This is a genomic window from Pseudomonas sp. DTU12.3, from assembly GCF_004124275.1.
GTDB lineage: Bacteria > Pseudomonadota > Gammaproteobacteria > Pseudomonadales > Pseudomonadaceae > Aquipseudomonas > Aquipseudomonas helmanticensis.
In genome coordinates this window covers 3,264,755-3,284,145 of the sequence record NZ_CP027218.1, presented here as the reverse complement: position 1 = coordinate 3,284,145, position 19,391 = coordinate 3,264,755, and the positions used below count along the sequence as shown (strand labels likewise).

At 58.1% G+C, this 19,391-nt stretch carries 16 protein-coding genes; 15 read left to right on the top strand and 1 reads right to left on the bottom strand.

The annotated features are described in order from the left end of the window. The first annotated feature begins 143 nt into the window (after nucleotides 1-143). The 13 genes from C2E19_RS15045 to C2E19_RS14985 all read left to right on the top strand — a co-directional run bounded on the left by C2E19_RS15045 (nucleotide 144) and on the right by C2E19_RS14985 (nucleotide 14,697). Entirely contained in the window at nucleotides 144-506 is a 363-nt protein-coding gene (locus C2E19_RS15045; RefSeq protein ID WP_129396127.1) for a response regulator, read from the top strand. 125 nt (nucleotides 507-631) lie between these two features. Then, complete coding sequence (locus tag C2E19_RS15040) at nucleotides 632-1,936, top strand: glycosyltransferase family 4 protein (RefSeq protein WP_129393695.1); 1,305 nt, start codon at nucleotides 632-634, stop codon at nucleotides 1,934-1,936. A 139-nt stretch (nucleotides 1,937-2,075) separates the two neighbouring features. Beyond that, on the top strand, nucleotides 2,076-2,942 hold the full coding sequence (locus C2E19_RS15035) for a phospholipase (RefSeq protein ID WP_129393693.1): 867 nt from the start codon (nucleotides 2,076-2,078) through the stop codon (nucleotides 2,940-2,942). A 195-nt stretch (nucleotides 2,943-3,137) separates the two neighbouring features. Then, the gene (locus tag C2E19_RS15030; RefSeq protein ID WP_129393691.1) at nucleotides 3,138-4,016 is read left to right on the top strand and encodes a phosphatidylinositol-specific phospholipase C domain-containing protein; all 879 of its coding nucleotides are present in this window, start codon (nucleotides 3,138-3,140) and stop codon (nucleotides 4,014-4,016) included. 78 nt (nucleotides 4,017-4,094) lie between these two features. Beyond that, nucleotides 4,095-5,000 carry an AraC family transcriptional regulator gene (locus C2E19_RS15025; protein ID WP_129393688.1) on the top strand — a complete coding sequence of 302 codons (906 nt, stop codon included), beginning with the start codon at nucleotides 4,095-4,097 and terminating at the stop codon, nucleotides 4,998-5,000. A gap of 339 nt (nucleotides 5,001-5,339) precedes the next feature. Continuing rightward, a complete protein-coding gene (locus C2E19_RS15020) occupies nucleotides 5,340-6,650 on the top strand; it encodes a sugar ABC transporter substrate-binding protein (protein WP_129393686.1) in 1,311 nt (436 codons plus the stop codon). A gap of 155 nt (nucleotides 6,651-6,805) precedes the next feature. Further along, complete coding sequence (locus tag C2E19_RS15015) at nucleotides 6,806-7,732, top strand: carbohydrate ABC transporter permease (RefSeq protein ID WP_129393684.1); 927 nt, start codon at nucleotides 6,806-6,808, stop codon at nucleotides 7,730-7,732. An 8-nt stretch (nucleotides 7,733-7,740) separates the two neighbouring features. Beyond that, nucleotides 7,741-8,571 carry a carbohydrate ABC transporter permease gene (locus C2E19_RS15010; protein ID WP_003225143.1) on the top strand — a complete coding sequence of 277 codons (831 nt, stop codon included), beginning with the start codon at nucleotides 7,741-7,743 and terminating at the stop codon, nucleotides 8,569-8,571. A 126-nt stretch (nucleotides 8,572-8,697) separates the two neighbouring features. Continuing rightward, nucleotides 8,698-9,801: an ABC transporter ATP-binding protein gene (locus C2E19_RS15005; protein WP_129393682.1), complete on the top strand. Its 1,104-nt coding sequence runs from the start codon at nucleotides 8,698-8,700 to the stop codon at nucleotides 9,799-9,801. A gap of 18 nt (nucleotides 9,802-9,819) precedes the next feature. After that, entirely contained in the window at nucleotides 9,820-11,292 is a 1,473-nt protein-coding gene (locus C2E19_RS15000) for a mannitol dehydrogenase family protein (RefSeq protein ID WP_129393680.1), read from the top strand. 290 nt (nucleotides 11,293-11,582) lie between these two features. Continuing rightward, complete coding sequence (gene xylB, locus C2E19_RS14995; RefSeq protein WP_129393678.1) at nucleotides 11,583-13,079, top strand: xylulokinase; 1,497 nt, start codon at nucleotides 11,583-11,585, stop codon at nucleotides 13,077-13,079. Nucleotides 13,080-13,092: 13 nt separating this feature from the next. Next, nucleotides 13,093-14,031, top strand: a complete 939-nt coding sequence (locus tag C2E19_RS14990) for a carbohydrate kinase (protein ID WP_129393676.1) — start codon at nucleotides 13,093-13,095, stop codon at nucleotides 14,029-14,031. A 45-nt stretch (nucleotides 14,032-14,076) separates the two neighbouring features. After that, a complete protein-coding gene (locus C2E19_RS14985; RefSeq protein WP_129393674.1) occupies nucleotides 14,077-14,697 on the top strand; it encodes a hypothetical protein in 621 nt (206 codons plus the stop codon). Between the two features lie 104 nt (nucleotides 14,698-14,801). On the opposite strand, the gene C2E19_RS14975 is transcribed toward C2E19_RS14985, so the two are convergent. Next, nucleotides 14,802-16,103 carry an OprD family porin gene (locus C2E19_RS14975; RefSeq protein WP_129393672.1) on the bottom strand — a complete coding sequence of 434 codons (1,302 nt, stop codon included), beginning with the start codon at nucleotides 16,101-16,103 and terminating at the stop codon, nucleotides 14,802-14,804. Between the two features lie 376 nt (nucleotides 16,104-16,479). Between C2E19_RS14975 and C2E19_RS14970 the strand changes: the two genes are divergently transcribed. Both C2E19_RS14970 and C2E19_RS14965 read left to right on the top strand, forming a co-directional pair. Beyond that, a complete protein-coding gene (locus C2E19_RS14970) occupies nucleotides 16,480-18,528 on the top strand; it encodes a type VI secretion system tip protein VgrG (RefSeq protein ID WP_129393670.1) in 2,049 nt (682 codons plus the stop codon). Then, complete coding sequence (locus C2E19_RS14965; protein WP_129393668.1) at nucleotides 18,519-19,376, top strand: DUF4123 domain-containing protein; 858 nt, start codon at nucleotides 18,519-18,521, stop codon at nucleotides 19,374-19,376. Before C2E19_RS14970 ends, C2E19_RS14965 begins: the two co-directional genes overlap by 10 nt. Nucleotides 19,377-19,391 lie beyond the last annotated feature (15 nt).

Genomic DNA, 19,391 nt, shown 5'->3' with positions numbered 1-19,391 from the left:
ACAGTTATCCTTGCCCGCCCCAACTGCAGCTAAGCTTTTTTGTGTCAGTTCGGGAACTTGTGGCCATGCGCTACTTACTCATGCAAGAGCCCGGCACATTCGACCGGCCGAAACCCTGCGTTAATTTCTTGAGAGCCTTCAATATGTCCACCCCAGCGTTCACCATCCTTGTAGTAGAAGACGACGACATCGTGCGCATGCTCATCGTCGATGTGCTTGAGGAGCTGGAGTTCAAGGTGCTGGAGGCTGATGGCAGCGAGCAGGCATTAGAGTTTTTGAAGGATCAAACCAACACAATCGACCTGATGATGACCGATGTCGGTCTGCCCGGCATGGATGGCCGTGAACTGGCCACCGAGGCTCGAAAGCTGCGCGCTACCCTGCCCGTCCTGTTCGCCAGCGGCTATGCCGAAAGCATTGATGTGCCTGCGGACATGCAAGTCATTGGCAAACCGTTTTCCATCGATCAACTGCGCGACAAGGTCAAAGGCATGCTCGCCAGCTGATTTTTTTACCGAGACATCTCCAGATAATTAACCGTTGCACGAGTCTGCATCGACTGTTCGATCTGCGGCTTGTGGTCTAATTGCGCGCCCGTTTTGCCCTGCCCGTTTTCAAGGAACATCTGCTCATGAACACATCCCCTGTCACCAAAGTCCTGGTCATCGGCTACGTCTGGCCCGAACCACGCTCTTCGGCAGCCAGTGGGCACGTCATGCAAATCCTCGAAACGTTCCTTGAACAAGGCTGGGACATCACTTTCAGCAGCCCGGCAGGTCCCGGCGAACACAAGGCGGACCTCAGCGCTCTGGGCATTCGCGAAGTGCCGATCGAACTCAACAACAGCAGTTTCGACACCTTTATCAGTGAACTGGCGCCGGACATCGTGCTGTTCGATCAATTCATGATGGAAGAACAGTTTGGCTGGCGGGTCGAGAAACACTGCCCGCAAGCCCTGCGCGTGCTGGAAACCTCCGATCTGCAAAGCCTGCGATTCGCTCGCCAGCAGCGCCTCAAGCAGCGCTTGAAGGACGATCCCGACAACCAGGATTTCACCGCATTGTTCGCGCCGGCGTTGCGTGAGGAATTCGAATTGATGGCCGACAGCGACCTCGCCAAGCGCGAGATCGCCGCGCTGTATCGTTGCGACCTCAACCTGATGATTTCGCAGGTCGAGATCCAACTGCTGGTCGAAGAGTTCGGCCTGCCGGGCGCCTTGCTGCATTGGTGCCCGTTGATGATCGACCTGCCGACAGCCGAGCCGCGCACTTTCGCCGAGCGCGCGCATTTCCTCAGCATCGGCAATTTCCGCCACGCACCTAACTGGGATGCGGTGCTCTGGATGAAAACCACGATCTGGCCGTTGATCCGCGCGCAACTGCCGCAAGCGCAGTTGAACATCTATGGCGCCTACACCCCGCCCAAGGCCACCGCCCTGCACAATCCGGCGCAAGGTTTTCATGTAATGAACTGGGCCGAAGATGCCTTGCAAGTCATGTCCGCCGCGCGGGTGTGCCTGGCGCCGCTACGCTTTGGTGCCGGCATCAAGGGCAAGATTGTCGATGCCATGCTCTGCGCAACACCCTCCGTGACCACACCGATCGGTGCGGAAGCCATGCACGGCGGCCTGCCGTGGCCCGGCGCAATCAGCTGCAGCGCAGAGGACTTCGCCAATAATGCCGTGCAACTTTATCGGGATGAACAGCGCTGGGAAGAGGCCCGCCAGGCAGGTCAGTCGTTGTTGAGCGAGCGTTACCGCAAGTCAGTACACGGCCCGGCACTGATCGACAAGTTGCGGGACTGTCTGGAAAACCTGGCTCAGTCAAGAAAATCAAACTTCACTGGAAGCATGTTGCGCCACCACCATCACAAAAGTACTCAGTATATGGCGCAATGGATCGAAGCCAAGAATCGCAACACCCTGGATAAAGACTGACTAATAAGAAATTTCAGAATACATATATCCAGCATCAACTAATACATTGATTAACGCCCCTGACTTCAATTAAAAACAAGTGACTTGCCTAATTAGATCGCAAGCCACTTATTTAATGATTATCACAGGGACGTTTATCATGAGCACCGTGACCAACAGCAATTATTCACTCACTAACTGGATGAGTGCCAACACCGCCATTGATGTTTTACCTTTATATAAACTGACCCTGCCTGGCACTCATAACGCCGGTTGCGACTGGAAGGCTTCGTATGCCCTGATTCCGGGAGCGCACTGGGTGGCGTGTCAGCACAGGTCGTTTTATGATCAGTTGACTAATGGCGCCAGAGCCCTGGATTTGCGGCTCACCTATCAAAACAGCGGTGTGGGACTTAACAAATTTCGCTTCCAGCACAATGGCTTCTTGTCTTCGCGCTCGCTTGTACAGCTGATCACCGATATTGAGCGTTTCCTCTCAGAGTACCCCGACGAGTTCATTGTTCTCGACTTCCATGAAATGAAAGACGGAGACCGCCCCTTTGACTTTGCATGGTTCAACGACATGTTCATTAAACTGCTGGGCAACAGGATCATCCCTACCAGCAATGACGGCCTGAACCTGCAACAATTAAAGAGCATAAGCCGCACACAAAGAATCCTGATTCACGCAACACAGCACAATGAACTGGACCGAAAATACTTCAACCCGAAGCTCCACCATCAATGGATTGGAACGCAAACTCCGAGTGCCAGCGACCTGCATAAATTCATCGCCGAAACAATGTCTTCTCCGCCCTTCCGATATGCACCATGGTCGCTGTCGGCGACCAGTTACGCGGCGTTGGGTGGCCCGGTCGACATTCATACCGAGCTCGACCGCTGGTTTGACCCCGCCAACAGTGACTGGCTACAAAACTGCAATGTCGTCAACGTCGACTTCCTCGAAGAGTCCCGACTGGTTGCGTTCTGCATCAGCGCAAACCTGAGTAAAGCGCGACGTGGCTAAGTGCTACTGTCGAGTGCCACTCATTGGCTATTTTTTAGCAGATATTGCGGCGACTGGTAATGTTCCTCGGTGTTTGTATGCTGTATTCGAGATTTCCCGACAATCGGTGAAACTGGACGGTGCTACCCACGCGGCACCCGATATTTCAACATCGCCCAAGGATGGGGCGATAAATGACGACAAGGAGTTGTCACGATGAACAGCGCCACCGCAACACTCGACAAGCAGACCTGGATGAGCCACGTACTGGATATCGATCAGCTGAAACTGACCGATATTGTCTGGCCCGGCACGCATAACAGCGGCATGGATAAAAAGGCGCCCAACTACGAGGTCATTGTTGGCAACTGGACCACTTGCCAAAACGATTCATTCGCCTGGCAACTGGACAACGGCGCCCGCGCATTCGACATACGCCTCGGCTGCACCGCCGGGCCAGAGCGCCCGCTGTATTACTTTCACCACAATGGCTTCCAGTCTCATCGCGTCCTCGAGGAATTGGTCGAGGCGGTCGACGACTTCCTTGATCGAAACCCCGACGAATTCATCGTGCTGGACTTTCATCAATTGGGTGATGGAAACAAGCCTTTCGATCGGCAACGTCTGAGTGACTTTATGCTCAATCGCCTCGGTTCGCGGCTGATTCCCCATATGGATTCGATGAGTACGATAGGTCAGCTGAAACGCAGCAGTAAAAAGCGCCGCATCGTCATGGCCGCGCCCTACTCGCCAGTGCAGGACAGAAACTATTTCTGGTCGCAGATCCCGCACAAGTGGAACAAAAGAGTCTTTACCGACACCGCAGCGCTCGAACTGCATATCGGCAAATCGCTTGAGGGCACACCCCATGAAACGTTTATCTGGTCGTTGCCGGCCACCTGCTATTCGCTGCTGGGAGGCCCCAGCGGCATCAAGAAACAAATCAATGACTGGTTTCACTCGAGCCGAGGCTGGGTCACACGTTGCAGCATCATCAGCACCGACTTTTTTGATGAATCCGAGATCGTCCGCAACTGCTGGGTCGCCAACAGCATGAAGGCGGTTTATGGACGCGCTTTGTATCAAACGAGCTGAAACGCTTCCTCGAACGCTGGCACAGCGCGGGCAGAAAGGGGCATGATCACCAGGCGATAACAATAAAAGCGTCCTGACATGAGCCGAACAGCCCGCGTAACCGACCCCTCTTACGAGTTGATGGATGACCATAACGGGTTATCCATCATCTACCGCCAGCACGGTTTCCCGTGCCCGCTGGTGCGCTGGCACTTCCATAAGGAGTACGAGCTGCACCTGATCGTCGCGAGTTCGGGCAAAGTGTTCATTGGCGACTACATCGGCAACTTCTATCCGGAAACGCTGTTTCTCACCGGCCCCAATCTGCCGCACAACTGGATCAGTCAGGTTGCCGAGGATGAGGTCGTCGAGAAACGCGACATGCTGGTCAATTTCACCGATGAACTGTTCGAGGGTGGCCATCAGGTCTTCGCCGAGCTGAAGTCCCTCGCACCGTTGCTGGAGCGTGCGCAGTACGGCATCGAGTTTCGCTGCAAACACACCATTCGCCAGGCCATGACGCTGATGCAGCGTATTGCCGACTCAAAAGGCATCACCCGGCTCGGGCATTTTTTCATCCTGATGGAGCTGCTCGCGGCCAGCGATGATTTTCAGCTTCTGTCCGGCGCGACCACTCCGCAGCTCGCCGACGAGCACAACATCGACCGGACCAACCGCGCGGTCGATTACATATTCAGCCATTACGCCGGCGACATATCGCTGGAGGAAGTTGCCGAGCACCTGGGCATGACGCCGACCTATTTCAGTCGCGTGTTCAAGCAAGCCACCGGGCGTAACTTCATCGAATTCGTCAATCGCCTGCGTATCAGCAAATCCTGCGAGCTTTTGGCCGATGGCGACAAACCGGTGACCGACGTGTGTTTCGAGTCGGGCTTCAACAATATTTCCAATTTCAACCGGCGCTTTCAGCAGCTCAAAGGCATGACGCCGTCGCACTATCGTCGCCTGGCGGTGCAGCGCCTGACCGAGCAAAACCACGGCTGACCCCGACTAACCTGTGGGAGCGAGCCTGCTCGCGAAAGCGGTGTGTCAGCGGCAGATTCGTCAACTGATCCCACCCTTTCGCGAGCAGGCTCGCTCCCACAAAGTACATTGCAACATCTGAAACCTGTACACATCCGATCGCCCAGCACCGCTGAAAACCCCTTCCCTGCGTTTACCCCGCCAAACCCCAGTGCAAAAAAGTATCGATAAAAGTGCTAGGGATGATTTGTCAGTCCTGCGATTGAAGGCTGTAATCAGTGCACATTCTTCCTGCACAGGAAGACACAAAAACAATAACTGTCCTTCTGCCTCTCACTGGGTGCAGAAAAGGAGTGCACGATGCAACCCACTGCAAAAGCTCTGCTCGCCCTCACCTGCATGACCCTCAGCAGCGTCAGCCTTGGCGCCCAGACCCTGACCATCGCCACCGTCAACAACAGCGACATGATTCGCATGCAAAAGCTCTCGAAAACCTTCGAGACCGAGCATCCGGACATCAAGCTCAATTGGGTGGTGCTCGAAGAAAACGTCCTGCGCCAACGCCTGACCACCGACATCGCCACTCAGGGCGGCCAGTTCGACGTGTTGACCATCGGCATGTACGAAGCGGCACTGTGGGGCGCCAAGGGCTGGCTGGAACCAATGAAGGATCTGCCGGCCAGTTACGCCCTCGACGACGTGTTTCCGTCGGTGCGTGAAGGCCTGTCGGTGAAAGGTTCGCTGTATGCGCTGCCGTTCTACGCGGAAAGCTCGATCACTTACTACCGCACCGACCTGTTCAAGGACGCCGGGCTGAGCATGCCGGAGCGTCCGACCTGGGAAGAAATCGCCGGGTTCGCAGAGAAACTTACCAACAAAGACAAAGAACAGTACGGCATCTGCCTGCGTGGCAAGGCGGGCTGGGGCGAGAACATGGCGCTGATCAGTACCGTCGCCAACGCCTACGGCGCGCGCTGGTTCGATGAAAAATGGCAGCCGGAATTCAACGGCCCCGAGTGGAAAAATGCGCTGAACTTCTACGTCGACACCATGAAGAAATCCGGCCCGCCGGGTGCATCGAGCAACGGTTTCAACGAAAACCTTGCGCTGTTCAACAGCGGCAAGTGCGCGATCTGGGTCGACGCCAGCGTCGCCGGCTCGTTCGTTACCGACAAGACTCAAAGCAAGGTTGCCGATCACGTCGGCTTCACTTTCGCGCCGCATCAGGTTACCGACAAAGGCTCGGCCTGGCTGTATTCGTGGGCGCTGGCGATTCCGACCAGCTCCAAAGCCAAAGACGCCGCCAAAGAGTTCAGTGCCTGGGCAACGTCCAAAGAATACGGCGAACTGGTGGCCAAGACCGACGGCATCGCCAACGTGCCACCGGGCACTCGCGCGTCGACCTACAGCGATGCGTACATGAAGGCGGCGCCGTTCGCCAAGGTCACGCTGGAATCGCTGAAAGCCGTTGACCCGAGCAAACCGACGCTGAAACCGGTGCCGTACATTGGCATTCAATTGGTGACCATTCCTGAGTTCCAGGCGGTTGGCACCCAGGTTGGCAAGCTGTTCTCGGCGGCGCTGATCGGCCAGACCACGGTGGATCAAGCCCTGGCCGCCGCGCAGCAGACCACCGAACGCGAGATGAAGCGCGCCGGTTATCCCAAGTAACCGCTGAACGACTTGCTCCTGCCTCCTGTGGGAGCGAGCCTGCTCGCGAAGGGTTCGTGCCAGCCAATACACATGGCACTGATCCAGCGCTTTCGCGAGCAAGCCCGCTCCCACATGGGATCTCCATAGGTCTGTATGACTCGGTTGTGATCGCCATGAATACTTCAACTGCCAAAGCCCACCTCGACCTGTCCCAGCCACAGCGCAAAAGCCGTGTGCGCAACCCCGGCTGGTTTCTGGTCAGCCCATCGGTCGCCCTGTTGCTGCTGTGGATGATCGTGCCGCTGGGCATGACCATCTACTTTTCGATGATCCGCTACAACCTGCTCTACCCTGGCGAAAACCAGTTCGTCGGGCTGGAGAACTTCACTTACTTCCTGACCGACTCGGGCTTCCTGCCCGGCGCCACCAATACATTGTTGCTGGTCGGCAGCGTGTTGCTGATCAGCGTGGTATTCGGCGTGTTGATCAGTGCGTTGCTGGAGGCCAGCGAGTTCCTCGGTCGCGGCATCGTGCGGGTCATGCTGATCTCGCCGTTCTTCATCATGCCGACCGTAGGCGCGCTGATCTGGAAGAACCTGATTTTCCATCCGGTCTCCGGAATCCTTGCCTACCTCTGGAAACTGTTCGGCGCGCAACCGGTGGACTGGCTCGCCCACTACCCGTTGCTGTCGATCATCATCATTGTTTCGTGGCAATGGTTGCCCTTCGCGATTCTGATCCTGATGACCGCCATGCAGTCGCTGGACCAGGAGCAAAAAGAAGCCGCACGCCTCGACGGTGCCGGCCCGATCGCGATTTTCTGGCACCTGACCCTGCCCCATCTGGCCAGGCCGATTGCCGTAGTGGTGATGATCGAAACGATCTTCCTGCTGTCGGTGTTCGCCGAGATTTTCACCACCACCAACGGTGGCCCCGGCTACGCCTCGACCAACCTCGCCTACCTGATCTACAACCAGGCGCTGGTGCAGTTCGACGTCGGCATGGCCTCGGCGGGCGGCTTGATTGCCGTGGTCATCGCCAACGTCGCCGCGATCATTCTGGTGCGGATGATCGGCAAAAACCTGACTGACAAAGCCTGAGGCCTGCCATGACTCTCCAACAATCCCGCCGGCTGCAAAGCCTGCTGCTCGGCACCTTGGCCTGGGCCATCGCGATCGTGATTTTCTTCCCGATCTTCTGGATGGTGATGACCAGTTTCAAGACCGAAATCGACGCGTTCGCCACACCCCCGCAATTCATCTTCACGCCGACGCTGGAGAACTACCTGCACATCAACGAGCGCAGCGACTACTTCAGTTTCGCCTGGAACTCGGTAGTGATTTCCTTCAGCGCCACCGCGCTGTGCCTGCTGATTGCGGTGCCGGCCGCCTACTCCATGGCGTTCTACGAAACCCAGCGCACCAAAGGCACGCTGCTGTGGATGCTCTCGACAAAAATGCTGCCACCGGTGGGCGTGCTGATGCCGATCTACCTGCTGGCGAAGAGTTTCGGCCTGCTCGATACGCGTATCGCGCTGATCGTGATCTACACGCTGATCAACCTGCCGATCGTGGTCTGGATGATTTACACCTACTTCAAGGACATCCCCAAGGACATCCTCGAAGCTGCCCGTCTCGACGGCGCCACGTTGTGGCAGGAAATGGTCCGCGTGCTGTTGCCGATCGCCAAGGGTGGCCTCGCCTCGACCGTACTGCTGTCGCTGATCCTGTGCTGGAACGAGGCGTTCTGGTCGCTGAACCTGACCTCGTCGAAAGCCGCGCCGCTGACCGCGTTGATCGCCTCCTACTCAAGTCCCGAAGGGTTGTTCTGGGCCAAGTTGTCGGCGGTCTCGACCCTGGCGTGTGCGCCGATCCTGATCTTCGGCTGGATCAGCCAGAAACAACTGGTGCGCGGTCTCTCGTTCGGCGCCGTGAAATGAATATTGAAAAGCAAAAGATCGCAGCCTTCGGCAGCTCCTACATAAAGCATGCCGTCCCCCTGTAGGAGCGCCGCAGGCTGGGATCTTTTGATCTTAAAAAAACAACAACGCGGAGGCCCATTCATCATGGCCAACCTGAAAATCAAGAATCTGCAAAAAGGCTTCGAAGGCTTCTCCATCATCAAAGGCATCGACCTTGAGGTGAACGACAAGGAATTCGTGGTCTTCGTCGGCCCGTCGGGCTGCGGCAAATCCACCCTGCTGCGGCTGATCGCCGGGCTCGAAGAAGTCAGTGGCGGCACCATCGAACTCGACGGTCGCGACATCACCGAGGTCAGCCCGGCCAAGCGCGATCTGGCGATGGTGTTCCAGACCTACGCGCTGTACCCGCACATGACCGTGAAAAAGAACATGTCGTTCGCCCTCGACCTGGCCGGCGTACCGAAAGCCGAGGTCGAAAAGAAAGTCGGCGAAGCCGCACGCATTCTCGAACTCGGGCCGATGCTTGAACGCAAACCAAAACAGCTCTCCGGTGGCCAGCGTCAGCGCGTGGCGATCGGCCGCGCGATCGTGCGCAATCCAAAAATTTTCCTGTTCGACGAACCGCTCTCTAACCTCGACGCCGCGCTGCGCGTGCAAATGCGTCTGGAACTGCTGCGCCTGCACAAAGACCTGCAAGCGACGATGATCTACGTGACCCACGATCAGGTCGAAGCAATGACCATGGCCGACAAAGTCGTGGTGCTCAACGGCGGCAAGATCGAACAGGTCGGCTCGCCACTGGATCTGTATCACCAACCGGCGAACCTGTTCGTCGCCGGCTTCCTCGGCACACCGAAAATGGGTTTTCTCAAGGGCAAGATTGCCCGCGTCGATGCCCAGAGCTGCGAAGTCTCGCTGGACGCCGGCACCCGCGTCACCCTGCCGTTCAACGCAGCCAACCTCAGCATCGGCAGCGCTGTGACCCTGGGCATTCGCCCGGAACACCTGGAACTGGCGCAATCGGGCGACTGCACATTGCAAGTCACCGCCGACGTCAGCGAGCGCCTCGGCAGCGACACGTTCTGCCACGTCACCACTAATGCCGGCGAAGCCCTGACCATGCGCGTGCGCGGTGATCTGGCCAGTCGTTACGGCGAACAACTGAGCCTGCATCTGGACGCGGCCCACTGCCATTTATTCGATGCCGAAGGCGTGGCGCTGACGCGTCCACTGCGCGCTGCGGCCTGATTTCAAGAGACTTGCCCAATGAAACTCAATCAGCAAAATCTGCATGGCCTCGCAGCTGAAGTAAAACTGCCGGCGTACCGTCTCAGCGACACCCGTCAGGGCATCGCGCACATCGGCGTCGGCGGTTTTCACCGCGCGCATCAGGCGTATTACACCGATGCGCTGATGAACACCGGCGAAGCACTCGACTGGGCGATCTGCGGGGTCGGCCTACGTGCCGAAGACCGCCGCGCCCGTGACGATCTCAAGGAGCAGGATTACCTGTTCACCCTGTTCGAACTTGGTGACAGCGATGACACCGAAGTCCGTGTGATCGGCGCGATTCGCGACATGCTGCTGGCGCAAGACAGTGCTCAGGCGCTGATCGATAAACTCGCCGATCCGCAGATTCGTATCGTTTCGCTGACCATCACCGAAGGCGGTTACTGCATCGACGACAGTAACGGCGAATTCATGGCGCACCTGCCGCAGATTCAGCACGATCTGGCCAACCCGCAGGCTCCGAAAACCGTCTTCGGTTTTTTGTGTGCGGCCCTGGAAAAACGCCGCGCGGCGGGCATCCCGGCCTTTACCGTGATGTCTTGCGATAACTTGCCGCACAACGGCGCGGTGACCCGCAAGGCGCTGCTGGCGTTTGCCACTTTGCGCAATAGCAATCTGTGCAGCTGGATCGACGCCAACGTCAGTTTCCCCAACGCCATGGTCGACCGCATCACGCCGATGACCAGCACCGCGCACCGCCTGCAACTGGCCGACAAACACGGCGTCGACGATGCCTGGCCGGTGGTGTGCGAACCGTTTGTGCAGTGGGTGCTGGAAGACAAGTTCGTCAACGGTCGGCCCGCCTGGGAAAAGGTCGGCGTACAGTTCACCGACGACGTTTCGCCGTACGAAGAGATGAAAATCAAACTGCTCAACGGTAGCCATCTGGCGCTGACGTACCTGGGCTTTTTAAAGGGTTATCGGTTTGTTCACGAGACCATGAACGACCCGCTGTTCGTGCGCTACATGCGCGCCTATATGGACCTCGATGTCACGCCGCAACTGGCGCCGGTGCCGGGGATCGATTTGACCGAATACAAAGACACGCTGGTTGCGCGCTTCTCCAATCAGGCGATTGCCGATCAGCTTGAGCGGGTGTGTTCCGATGGTTCGTCGAAATTTCCAAAATTCACCATCCCGACGATCAATCGGTTGATTGCCGATGGCCAGGAAACCAGGCGCGCGGCGCTGGTGGTGGCGGCCTGGGCGCTGTATTTGAAGGGGGTCGATGAGAATGGGGATACGTATTCGATTCCTGATCCACGGGCAGCGTTTTTTCAGGCGCTGGTGGCGGATGACGGTTTGATGACTGAGCGGTTGTTGGCGGTTGAGGAGATTTTTGGCACGGCGATACCGCGTTCGGCGGAGTTTGTGGCGGCGTTTGAGTGGTGCTGCAATAGCTTGCGCGAGGACGGTGTGACGCGGACTTTGCAGCGGATTCTGGATTGAAAAGCCCCTTACCCTAGCCCTCTCCCAGTGGGAGAGGGGACTGATCGAGTGGTTTGTGCAAGTTACATCGACCTGAACGTCCGGAGTCGAACTCAGGTATTGAATAGCCCCGGTTTGAGAGAACCGGAGTCGAACTCAAGTTTTGAACAGCCCCTGATTGAGATATCCGCAGTCGAACTCAGGTTTTGAACAGCCCCCGATCGGCTCCCTTCCCCCTCGCCCCCCTTGGGGGAGAGGGCTGGGGTGAGGGGGTAAGCTCTTGATCTTCACCACACCCGAGTGGTCCACACATGACAACACAACAACTCTTCCTGGGCATCGACTGCGGCACCCAAGGCACCAAAGCCATCATCCTCGACGCCGCCAGCGGTCAAGTCCTCGGCCAGGGCGCCGCCGCACACACAATGATCAGCGGCGCCAATGGCCGTCGCGAGCAAGACACTCAGCAATGGCTCGAAGCCTTCGCCCTCGCCACCCGCCGCGCGTTGCTGGCGGCGAATGTCGACGGCCAGTCGATCCTCGGCATCGGCGTCTCCGGTCAGCAACATGGTCTGGTATTGCTTGATGATCAAGGTCAGGTGCTGCGCCCGGCCAAGCTCTGGTGCGACACCGAATCCAGCGCCGAAAACGACCGTTTACTCAACCATCTGGGCGGCGAAAAAGGCTCGCTGGAACGCCTCGGCGTGGTCATCGCGCCGGGCTACACCGTGTCGAAACTGCTGTGGACCAAGGAGCAACATCCGGAGGTTTTCTCGCGCATCGCGAAAACCCTCCTGCCCCACGATTACCTGAATTTCTGGCTGACCGGACGCAGTTGCAGCGAGTACGGCGACGCCTCCGGCACCGGCTACTTCAACGTGCGCAGCCGCCAGTGGGACTTGCAGTTGCTGCGCGATATCGACGCCAGCGGGCGTCTGCAAGCCGCGTTGCCGGAACTGATCGACGCCCACGAAGCCGTCGGCACCATCCTGCCGTCGATTGCCGAACAACTGGGCATCAACCCCAGCGCATTGGTGGCAAGCGGCGGCGGCGACAACATGATGGGCGCGATCGGCACCGGCAATATTCAGCCCGGCGCAATCACCATGAGCCTCGGTTCCTCCGGCACGGTGTACGCCTATTCCGAAGTGCCAAAAGTCAGCCCGGACGCCTCGGTCGCCACGTTCTGCTCCTCCAGCGGCGGCTGGCTGCCGTTGATCTGCACGATGAACCTGACCAACGCCACTGGCGCAATTCGTGACCTGTTCAAGCTCGACCTGGAGCAGTTCAACGAACTCATCGCGCAAGCGCCGATTGGCGCCGAGGGCGTGTGCATGCTGCCATTCTTCAATGGTGAACGCGTCCCCGCCCTGCCCCACGCGACCGGCAGCCTGCACGGCTTGACCCTCGACAACCTGACCGAGGCCAATCTGTGCCGCGCTGCCGTCGAGGGCACCACCTTCGGTTTGCGTTACGGACTGGATTTGCTGCGCCAGAATGGTTTACAAAGCCGCAGCATCTGCCTGATCGGCGGCGGTTCGAAAAGTGCGGTGTGGCGGCAGATCGTCGCCGACATCATGAACACCCCGGTGATCTGCACCGAACAAAGCGAAGCCGCTGCACTCGGCGCAGCGATTCAGGCGGCATGGTGCAAATCATGGTCGAACGGCCACGAAGACACCCTCGCCGATCTGTGCCAACGCTGCGTCAAACTCGACCTGAGCAGTGAAACCCTGCCGGTTGCCACGAATGTCGCGGCATTCCAGCAGGCTTATGAACGCTATCAACAGCATGTCGCAACCCTATAAAGAGCAAACAATTATGTATTTGGTGTGTGGCGAAGCCCTGTTTGATTTCTTCAGCGAAGACGATGCCAGCGGTCCGGCCTCGAAAGTGAATTTCAAGGCGATTGCTGGTGGTTCGCCGTTCAACGTCGCCGTGGGTTTACGCCGTTTGGGCGTCGAATCGGCGTTGTTCGGTGGACTGTCGACCGACTACCTCGGCCGGCGTTTGCAGCAAGTGTTGCGGGAAGAAGGCGTGCGCCCGGACTATCTGCAGGACTTCGCCGCGCCGACGACGCTGGCGATGGTTGCGGTCGGTGCCAATGGCTCACCGCATTACAGTTTCCGCGGCGAAGGTTGCGCAGATCGCCAGTTGAGCCTGGCGCATTTGCCGACGCTGGATCCTGAGGTTCGTGGCTTGCACGTCGGCTCGTTTTCGCTGGTGGTGCAGCCGATCGGCGACACCTTGCTCGCCCTGGTGCAACGTGAAAGCGGCAAGCGCCTGATCACCCTCGACCCCAACGTGCGCCTCAACCCCGAGCCGAATATTCAGCTGTGGCGCGAGCGCATCGCGACGCTGGTGCCGCTGGCAGATCTGATCAAGGTCAGCGACGAGGACTTGAGCCTGCTCTACCCCGAGCAGGATCCACAACGCGTGATCGAAGGCTGGCTCGAGCATCGCTGCCAGATCGTTTTCCTCACCCGTGGTGGCGACGGCGCTACTGTGTTCAGCCGCCAACACGGCACATGGTCAATCCCGGCCGCCTCGGTGAAGATCGCCGACACCGTCGGCGCCGGCGATACCTTTCAGGCCGCGCTGATCGCCTGGCTGACCGAACACGGTCTGGATTCGGTGGAAGGCGTGCAACAACTCGCTCGTGAGCAGATCGACGGCATGCTCAAGTTCGCCGTACAAGCCGCGGCACTGACCTGCAGCAAGACCGGCCCGGATCTGCCCTATCGTCACCAATTGAGCTGAGCGCGTAGACTGTCGGCCTTTTTGCGCACGACGGGATAACGGCTTTTGAATTACAGGCAGACGCTTGGACTACTGACACTGGCAACGCTACTGAGCGGGTGCGGCACCTCGCCGCCCCGTTCGCCGGAAGACATCTGTGAAATCTTCCGCGAAAAAAGCGACTGGTACGACGCTGCGCAAGTCACGCAAAAGCGCTGGGGCGTGCCGATTCAGGTGCCCTTCGCGATCATGTATCAGGAATCCGGCTACCGCTACGACGCCAAGACGCCGCGCAAATATTTGCTCTGGGTGATCCCGTGGGGCCGCGTCACCACTGCGTCGGGCTACGCCCAGGCGAAAGATGAAGTCTGGTCCGACTATCAGAAGAGTACCGGCAGACACGGCGCCGACCGCGAAGATTTCGACGACGCCATCGACTTCGTTGGCTGGTACATGGACAAGACCACCACCATCAACGGCGTCTACAAATACGACGCCTACAACCAGTACCTCAACTACCACGAAGGCTGGGGCGGGTTTCGCAACAAGACCTACGCCAGCAAAGCCTGGCTGATGCCAACGGCGCGCAAAGTGCAGAATCGCTCGGACGTGTATGCGCGGCAATATGCCGGCTGCAAGGAAGATTTGAATCGCGGCTTCTGGAGCCGGTTCTGGCACTGGTTGTAATAAATCCCCTGTAGGAGCTGCCGCAGGCTGCGATCTTTTGAGCTGGTTTTTAACCATCAACGTCAAAAGATCGCAGCCTGCGGCAGCTCCTACAATGGGGGCTGTTACAAGACGGAGAAGTTGTAGCTGACGATCAACCGCGTCTCATCGACATCCCGGGCAAACTTCTCGTAGTTGGTCCGGTAAGTCGCATTACGCAAACGCAGACTGACATCCTTGAACGTCCCCGTCTGAATCACATACTTCAACTCACTGTCGCGTTCCCACTCTTTGCCGTCCTGATCACTGCCCAACACTTTGATGTGATCACCGTTCACATAACGAGTCAGGAAGCTCAAGCCGTTGATACCGATTGCTTTGAAGTCATAGTCATAACGCAACTGCCATGAACGTTCCTGCGCGGCGGCAAAATCGTTGACCTGTACGTAGTTGACCAGATACGGATTGCTGCCATCGAGATACGGCATCGAATTATCACCGTTCATGCGCTGCCAGCCGGCGCTGAAAGTGTGGCCGCTGATGCCGTATGAAAGCATGCCGCTCAAGGCGCGGTTATCGATGGAACCGGCTTTTGCGTCACCGCTGTCGGCACTTTTCAGCAGGCGCAGATCGGCTTTCAACACGCCGCCAGCCAACGGTTGATTGGCCAGCAGGCCAACGAAGTGCTGACGGTAAACGTCTTCCAGTTCGGCGTAGTGGTACTGGCCGGTCAGGCGATCGTTGATCTTGTACTCGAAGCCGTACATGTCGAAATGATCGGAGGTGGTGTTGCACGCGTAACGCTTGTTCTTGCAATGCACGCGGATGTCTTGCGAATCGGTGGAATCACGCGCGGTGTATTTGTCCAGGCGCGCGGCCATGAAGGTCAGGTCCTTGAGCTCTTTAGAGGTCAGCATGGCACCGTTGAACATGGTCGGCAGCAGACGGCCGTCGTTGTACTTGAGCAGTGGCAGATCCGGAAGCAGCGCGCCGTATTTCAGCACGGTGTCCGAGACTTTGACTTTGGCGGTCAGGCCCATTTTCGCGTATTGGCCTTTCGAGCCGCGCGGATTCTCGCCACTCGATGGCAGCAAGCCGCTGTTGCTGCGGTCAGGGCTTGAATCGAGCTGAAAGCCAAGCATGCCCAGCGCATCAATGCCGAAGCCGACCGTGCCGTCGGTGTAGCCCGATTGCAGATTGAGAATAAAGCCCTGCGCCGACTCTTCACGCTTGGATGCGCCTTGATCGCTGGAGGTGTGCCCATCACGGAAGTCGCGGTTGAAATACACCGTGCGCGATTCGATTTTCGCCGTGGTGTCTTCCAGTAAACCGCTGGCCTGAACTTGCGCGGTAAAACCTGCGCATAGCACAAAGGCTCCGAAGCCAAGTGACCGGCGCGGGGTGATGAGAGGAAATGGGGGACGCATTAAAAACTCCAACAGTGCAGCGTTTGCGCAAGGGCGCAACAAGCCAGAAAAAATAGCTCCCGTCCCAGCTCGTCAAAGGGCCGGGAGGAAGAGAACACGCGGGGGTGAACGGCAATGATGGCAGATGGCTTTGACGGGCCAAAGGCGACTTTAGTCTGAAACTGACTGGCGATTCTTCAACCGTTGCTCGTAGGAATTGTTGCCACTGGCGCCCGGCAAGCTTTATCAAATGCCCGTGTTCATTGGTCGAAACGCGCTTTCTAAGGGTTTTCCCTATACCGCGTGTGGCCCATGCGTACGGCTTTTTCGCCTTGAACGAGGCGGCTTAATCCTCCATCATCCGCCCCCTGCTTATTCAAAGGACGGAATTCAAGGCATGCTGGACGCCAACGCAACCCACATTACCCTCACGCTCGAAGGCGCCAACGCCGACCTGCAAGTCCTCAGTTTCACCGGTCGCGAAGCCCTGAATGAACCGTTCCGTTTCGACCTCGAACTGGTCAGCGCCCGCCCCGACCTGAAGCTCGAAGAACTCCTGCACAAGCCCGGCGTGCTGACCTTCGGCGCCACCGGCGAAGGCACGATTCATGGCTTGGTGTATCGCATCGAACAAGGCGATTCCGGCAAGACCCTGACCCGCTACAGCATCAGCCTGGTGCCGCAACTCGCCTACCTGCGACACAACCACGACCAGCAGATTTTCCAGCAATTGAGCGTGCCGAAAATCATCGCCCAGGTCCTCGAAGATCGCGGCATTCTCGCTGACGCCTACGATTTCCAGCTCAGCGCCGAGTACCCGCCGCGCGATTACTGCGTGCAGTACGACGAGTCCGACCTGCATTTCATCCAGCGCCTGTGTGAAGAAGAAGGCATTCACTTCCACTTCCAGCACAGCAGCAGCGGCCACAAGCTGGTGTTTGGCGACGACCAGACGGTATTCCGCAAACTCAAAGCCGTGAGCTACCAGCAAGACTCCGGCATGAGCGCCGACAAACCGGTGATCAAGCGCTTCAACCTGCGCCTGGAAACCCGCACCACACGCGTTTCTCGCCGCGATTACGACTTCGAAAAACCGAAGATCCTCCCCGAAGGCGCAGTCAAATCCGACTTCGCCCCGGATCTGGAGGACTACGACTACCCCGGCCGCTTCACCACCCGCGAGCGCGGCAAATTCCTCTCCACCCGCGCCCTCGAACGCCATCGCAGCGACTACAAACTCGCCGAAGGCAAAGGTGACGAACCGACCCTCACCAGCGGCCATTTCCTCACGCTCGCCGAACACCCGCGCGCCGAGTGGAATGACCTGTGGTTGCTGCTGGAAGTCTTCCACGAAGGCAAACAGCCGCAAGTGCTCGGCGAGAACGTCACCAGCGACGTCACCGACCACAAAAGCGATTTCCACCAGGGCTACCGCAACAGCTTCCTCGCCACGCCATGGGACGCGCACTACCGCCCTGCCCTTGAACACCCGAAACCGAAAGTGCTCGGCAGCCAGACGGCCGTCGTCACCGGGCCGGCCGGTGAAGAGATTCACTGCGACCAATACGGCCGCATCAAGGTGCAATTCCACTGGGACCGCGAAGGCCAGTCCAACGACAAAACCACCTGCTGGATGCGCGTCGCCAGCGGCTGGGCTGGCGCAGCCTACGGCGGCATCGCCATCCCGCGCATCGGCATGGAAGTCCTCGTCACCTTCCTCGAAGGCGATCCCGACCAGCCGCTGGTGACCGGTTGCCTGTACCACAAGGAAAACGTCGTCCCTTACGACCTGCCGGCGAACAAGACCCGCAGCACCTTCAAGACCCTGAGTTCACCCGGTGGCAAGGGCTACAACGAGTTTCGCATTGAAGACAAGAAAGGCGTCGAGCAGATCTACATCCATGCCCAACGCGATTGGGACGAGAACATTGAGCACGACCAGAAGATTCGCGTCGGCAATGAGCGGCATGACACGGTTGAAGCCAATACGCTGAGTGAATTTAAGGTTGAAGAGCATCGGATTACGCATCTGGATCGCAAGAGCGAGATGCGTGCGAATGATCACCTGACGGTTGCAGTGACCCAGCACCTTAAGGTCGGGACTGCGCAGTTTGTTGAGGCTGGGACGGAAATCCATTACTACGCAGGCCAGAAAGTGGTGATCGAAGGCGCGACGGAGCTCACGGCCAAGGCTGGTGGAAGTTTCGTCAAGGTGGATGCCGGGGGCGTGACCATCAGCGGTGCTGAGGTGAAGGTCAATACCGGTGGCTCGCCAGGGGTTGGGACGCCTGCGGCACCATTGCTGCCGGGGCCGATGAAGGTCGCGGATGCGGATAAGGCTGGTAACGCACCACTCCCCGCCCGTCTGAATGAGTCAGGTATCACACCGTTGTGTGGAAAACAGAGTAACGGCGCTTGCAGCCGTAAGGATTGCACATGCATGTAAAAGCGCTGAACGCTCTGCTGGCAGAGCCTCGCTACAACTTCTCGGACCTGCCGGCTGCGAGCGAATCGCTCTGTTTCATCATCGACCAAGGGCTCCAGCCAAAAGCCTTGAGTCAACTCTACCGAGTAGGCGAACCGGTGGTTTCCCAAGAGTTGTTTTTCGGTACTGACTTCGCAGAGATTCCTGATGGCCCATTGTGGCTGGTGGCCCCCAAGGGCAGCAAAGTGGCAAACGTAGCGGCAAAACTTTGTGAGGAACGCTTTTCGGGAATTGCAATCTCAACACCCGATCCCGAAAAAGCATTGGCTCACGCGCGCTGGCTGCTCAGAGCCAACGACGGTTCCGGTGGGCAAAGCTTGTTGAGCTTCCACAAACCGAGTCTGTGGGCAGCGCTGGCGTTTACCGCGGGGAAAACCTTCGACCAGTTGCTCGGTTGCTGGAACGCTGTCTACTGCCCTGCGCCGATCCATTTCGGTCAGCAGCGGGGTCCATGGTTGGCCTGGAAAGCCAGCGAGGAATCGACGTGGCTTGGTGACAAAGCGGCATTCAATCTTCCTGAGGCTGCCGCGCAAGTTCAAGCGCGCCTGGGATGGGTTTATTGGGTGGATGAGGAATACGCAGCGTTTGAAGAGCCAGACGATGAGCGCTTGAACGACATCGCCGACAACCTCGACCTGCTGCTCAAAAGCAACATTTATGACGGTGATCACCTGCTCAAGCTTGGCCAAGCCGTGAACGGTCCGCTATTCGCAACACAGCCTGAGATCATGGCGATCCTGCAATCTAAGGACGAGTCGTTTATCAAAGTAGATCGGCTCCTGGAATCAGCCGCCGTCGCCCAACGTTAGGGCGACGCGACAACA

What these genes read in the sequence shown, in the direction of transcription:
- C2E19_RS15045 (WP_129396127.1), top strand. Translation starts at nt 144, where the DNA reads ATGTCCACCCCAGCGTTCACCATCCTTGTAGTAGAAGACGACGACATC.
- C2E19_RS15040 (WP_129393695.1), top strand. Translation starts at nt 632, where the DNA reads ATGAACACATCCCCTGTCACCAAAGTCCTGGTCATCGGCTACGTCTGG.
- C2E19_RS15035 (WP_129393693.1), top strand. Translation starts at nt 2,076, where the DNA reads ATGAGCACCGTGACCAACAGCAATTATTCACTCACTAACTGGATGAGT.
- C2E19_RS15030 (WP_129393691.1), top strand. Translation starts at nt 3,138, where the DNA reads ATGAACAGCGCCACCGCAACACTCGACAAGCAGACCTGGATGAGCCAC.
- C2E19_RS15025 (WP_129393688.1), top strand. Translation starts at nt 4,095, where the DNA reads ATGAGCCGAACAGCCCGCGTAACCGACCCCTCTTACGAGTTGATGGAT.
- C2E19_RS15020 (WP_129393686.1), top strand. Translation starts at nt 5,340, where the DNA reads ATGCAACCCACTGCAAAAGCTCTGCTCGCCCTCACCTGCATGACCCTC.
- C2E19_RS15015 (WP_129393684.1), top strand. Translation starts at nt 6,806, where the DNA reads ATGAATACTTCAACTGCCAAAGCCCACCTCGACCTGTCCCAGCCACAG.
- C2E19_RS15010 (WP_003225143.1), top strand. Translation starts at nt 7,741, where the DNA reads ATGACTCTCCAACAATCCCGCCGGCTGCAAAGCCTGCTGCTCGGCACC.
- C2E19_RS15005 (WP_129393682.1), top strand. Translation starts at nt 8,698, where the DNA reads ATGGCCAACCTGAAAATCAAGAATCTGCAAAAAGGCTTCGAAGGCTTC.
- C2E19_RS15000 (WP_129393680.1), top strand. Translation starts at nt 9,820, where the DNA reads ATGAAACTCAATCAGCAAAATCTGCATGGCCTCGCAGCTGAAGTAAAA.
- xylB (WP_129393678.1), top strand. Translation starts at nt 11,583, where the DNA reads ATGACAACACAACAACTCTTCCTGGGCATCGACTGCGGCACCCAAGGC.
- C2E19_RS14990 (WP_129393676.1), top strand. Translation starts at nt 13,093, where the DNA reads ATGTATTTGGTGTGTGGCGAAGCCCTGTTTGATTTCTTCAGCGAAGAC.
- C2E19_RS14975 (WP_129393672.1), bottom strand. Translation starts at nt 16,103, where the DNA reads ATGCGTCCCCCATTTCCTCTCATCACCCCGCGCCGGTCACTTGGCTTC.
- C2E19_RS14970 (WP_129393670.1), top strand. Translation starts at nt 16,480, where the DNA reads ATGCTGGACGCCAACGCAACCCACATTACCCTCACGCTCGAAGGCGCC.
- C2E19_RS14965 (WP_129393668.1), top strand. Translation starts at nt 18,519, where the DNA reads ATGCATGTAAAAGCGCTGAACGCTCTGCTGGCAGAGCCTCGCTACAAC.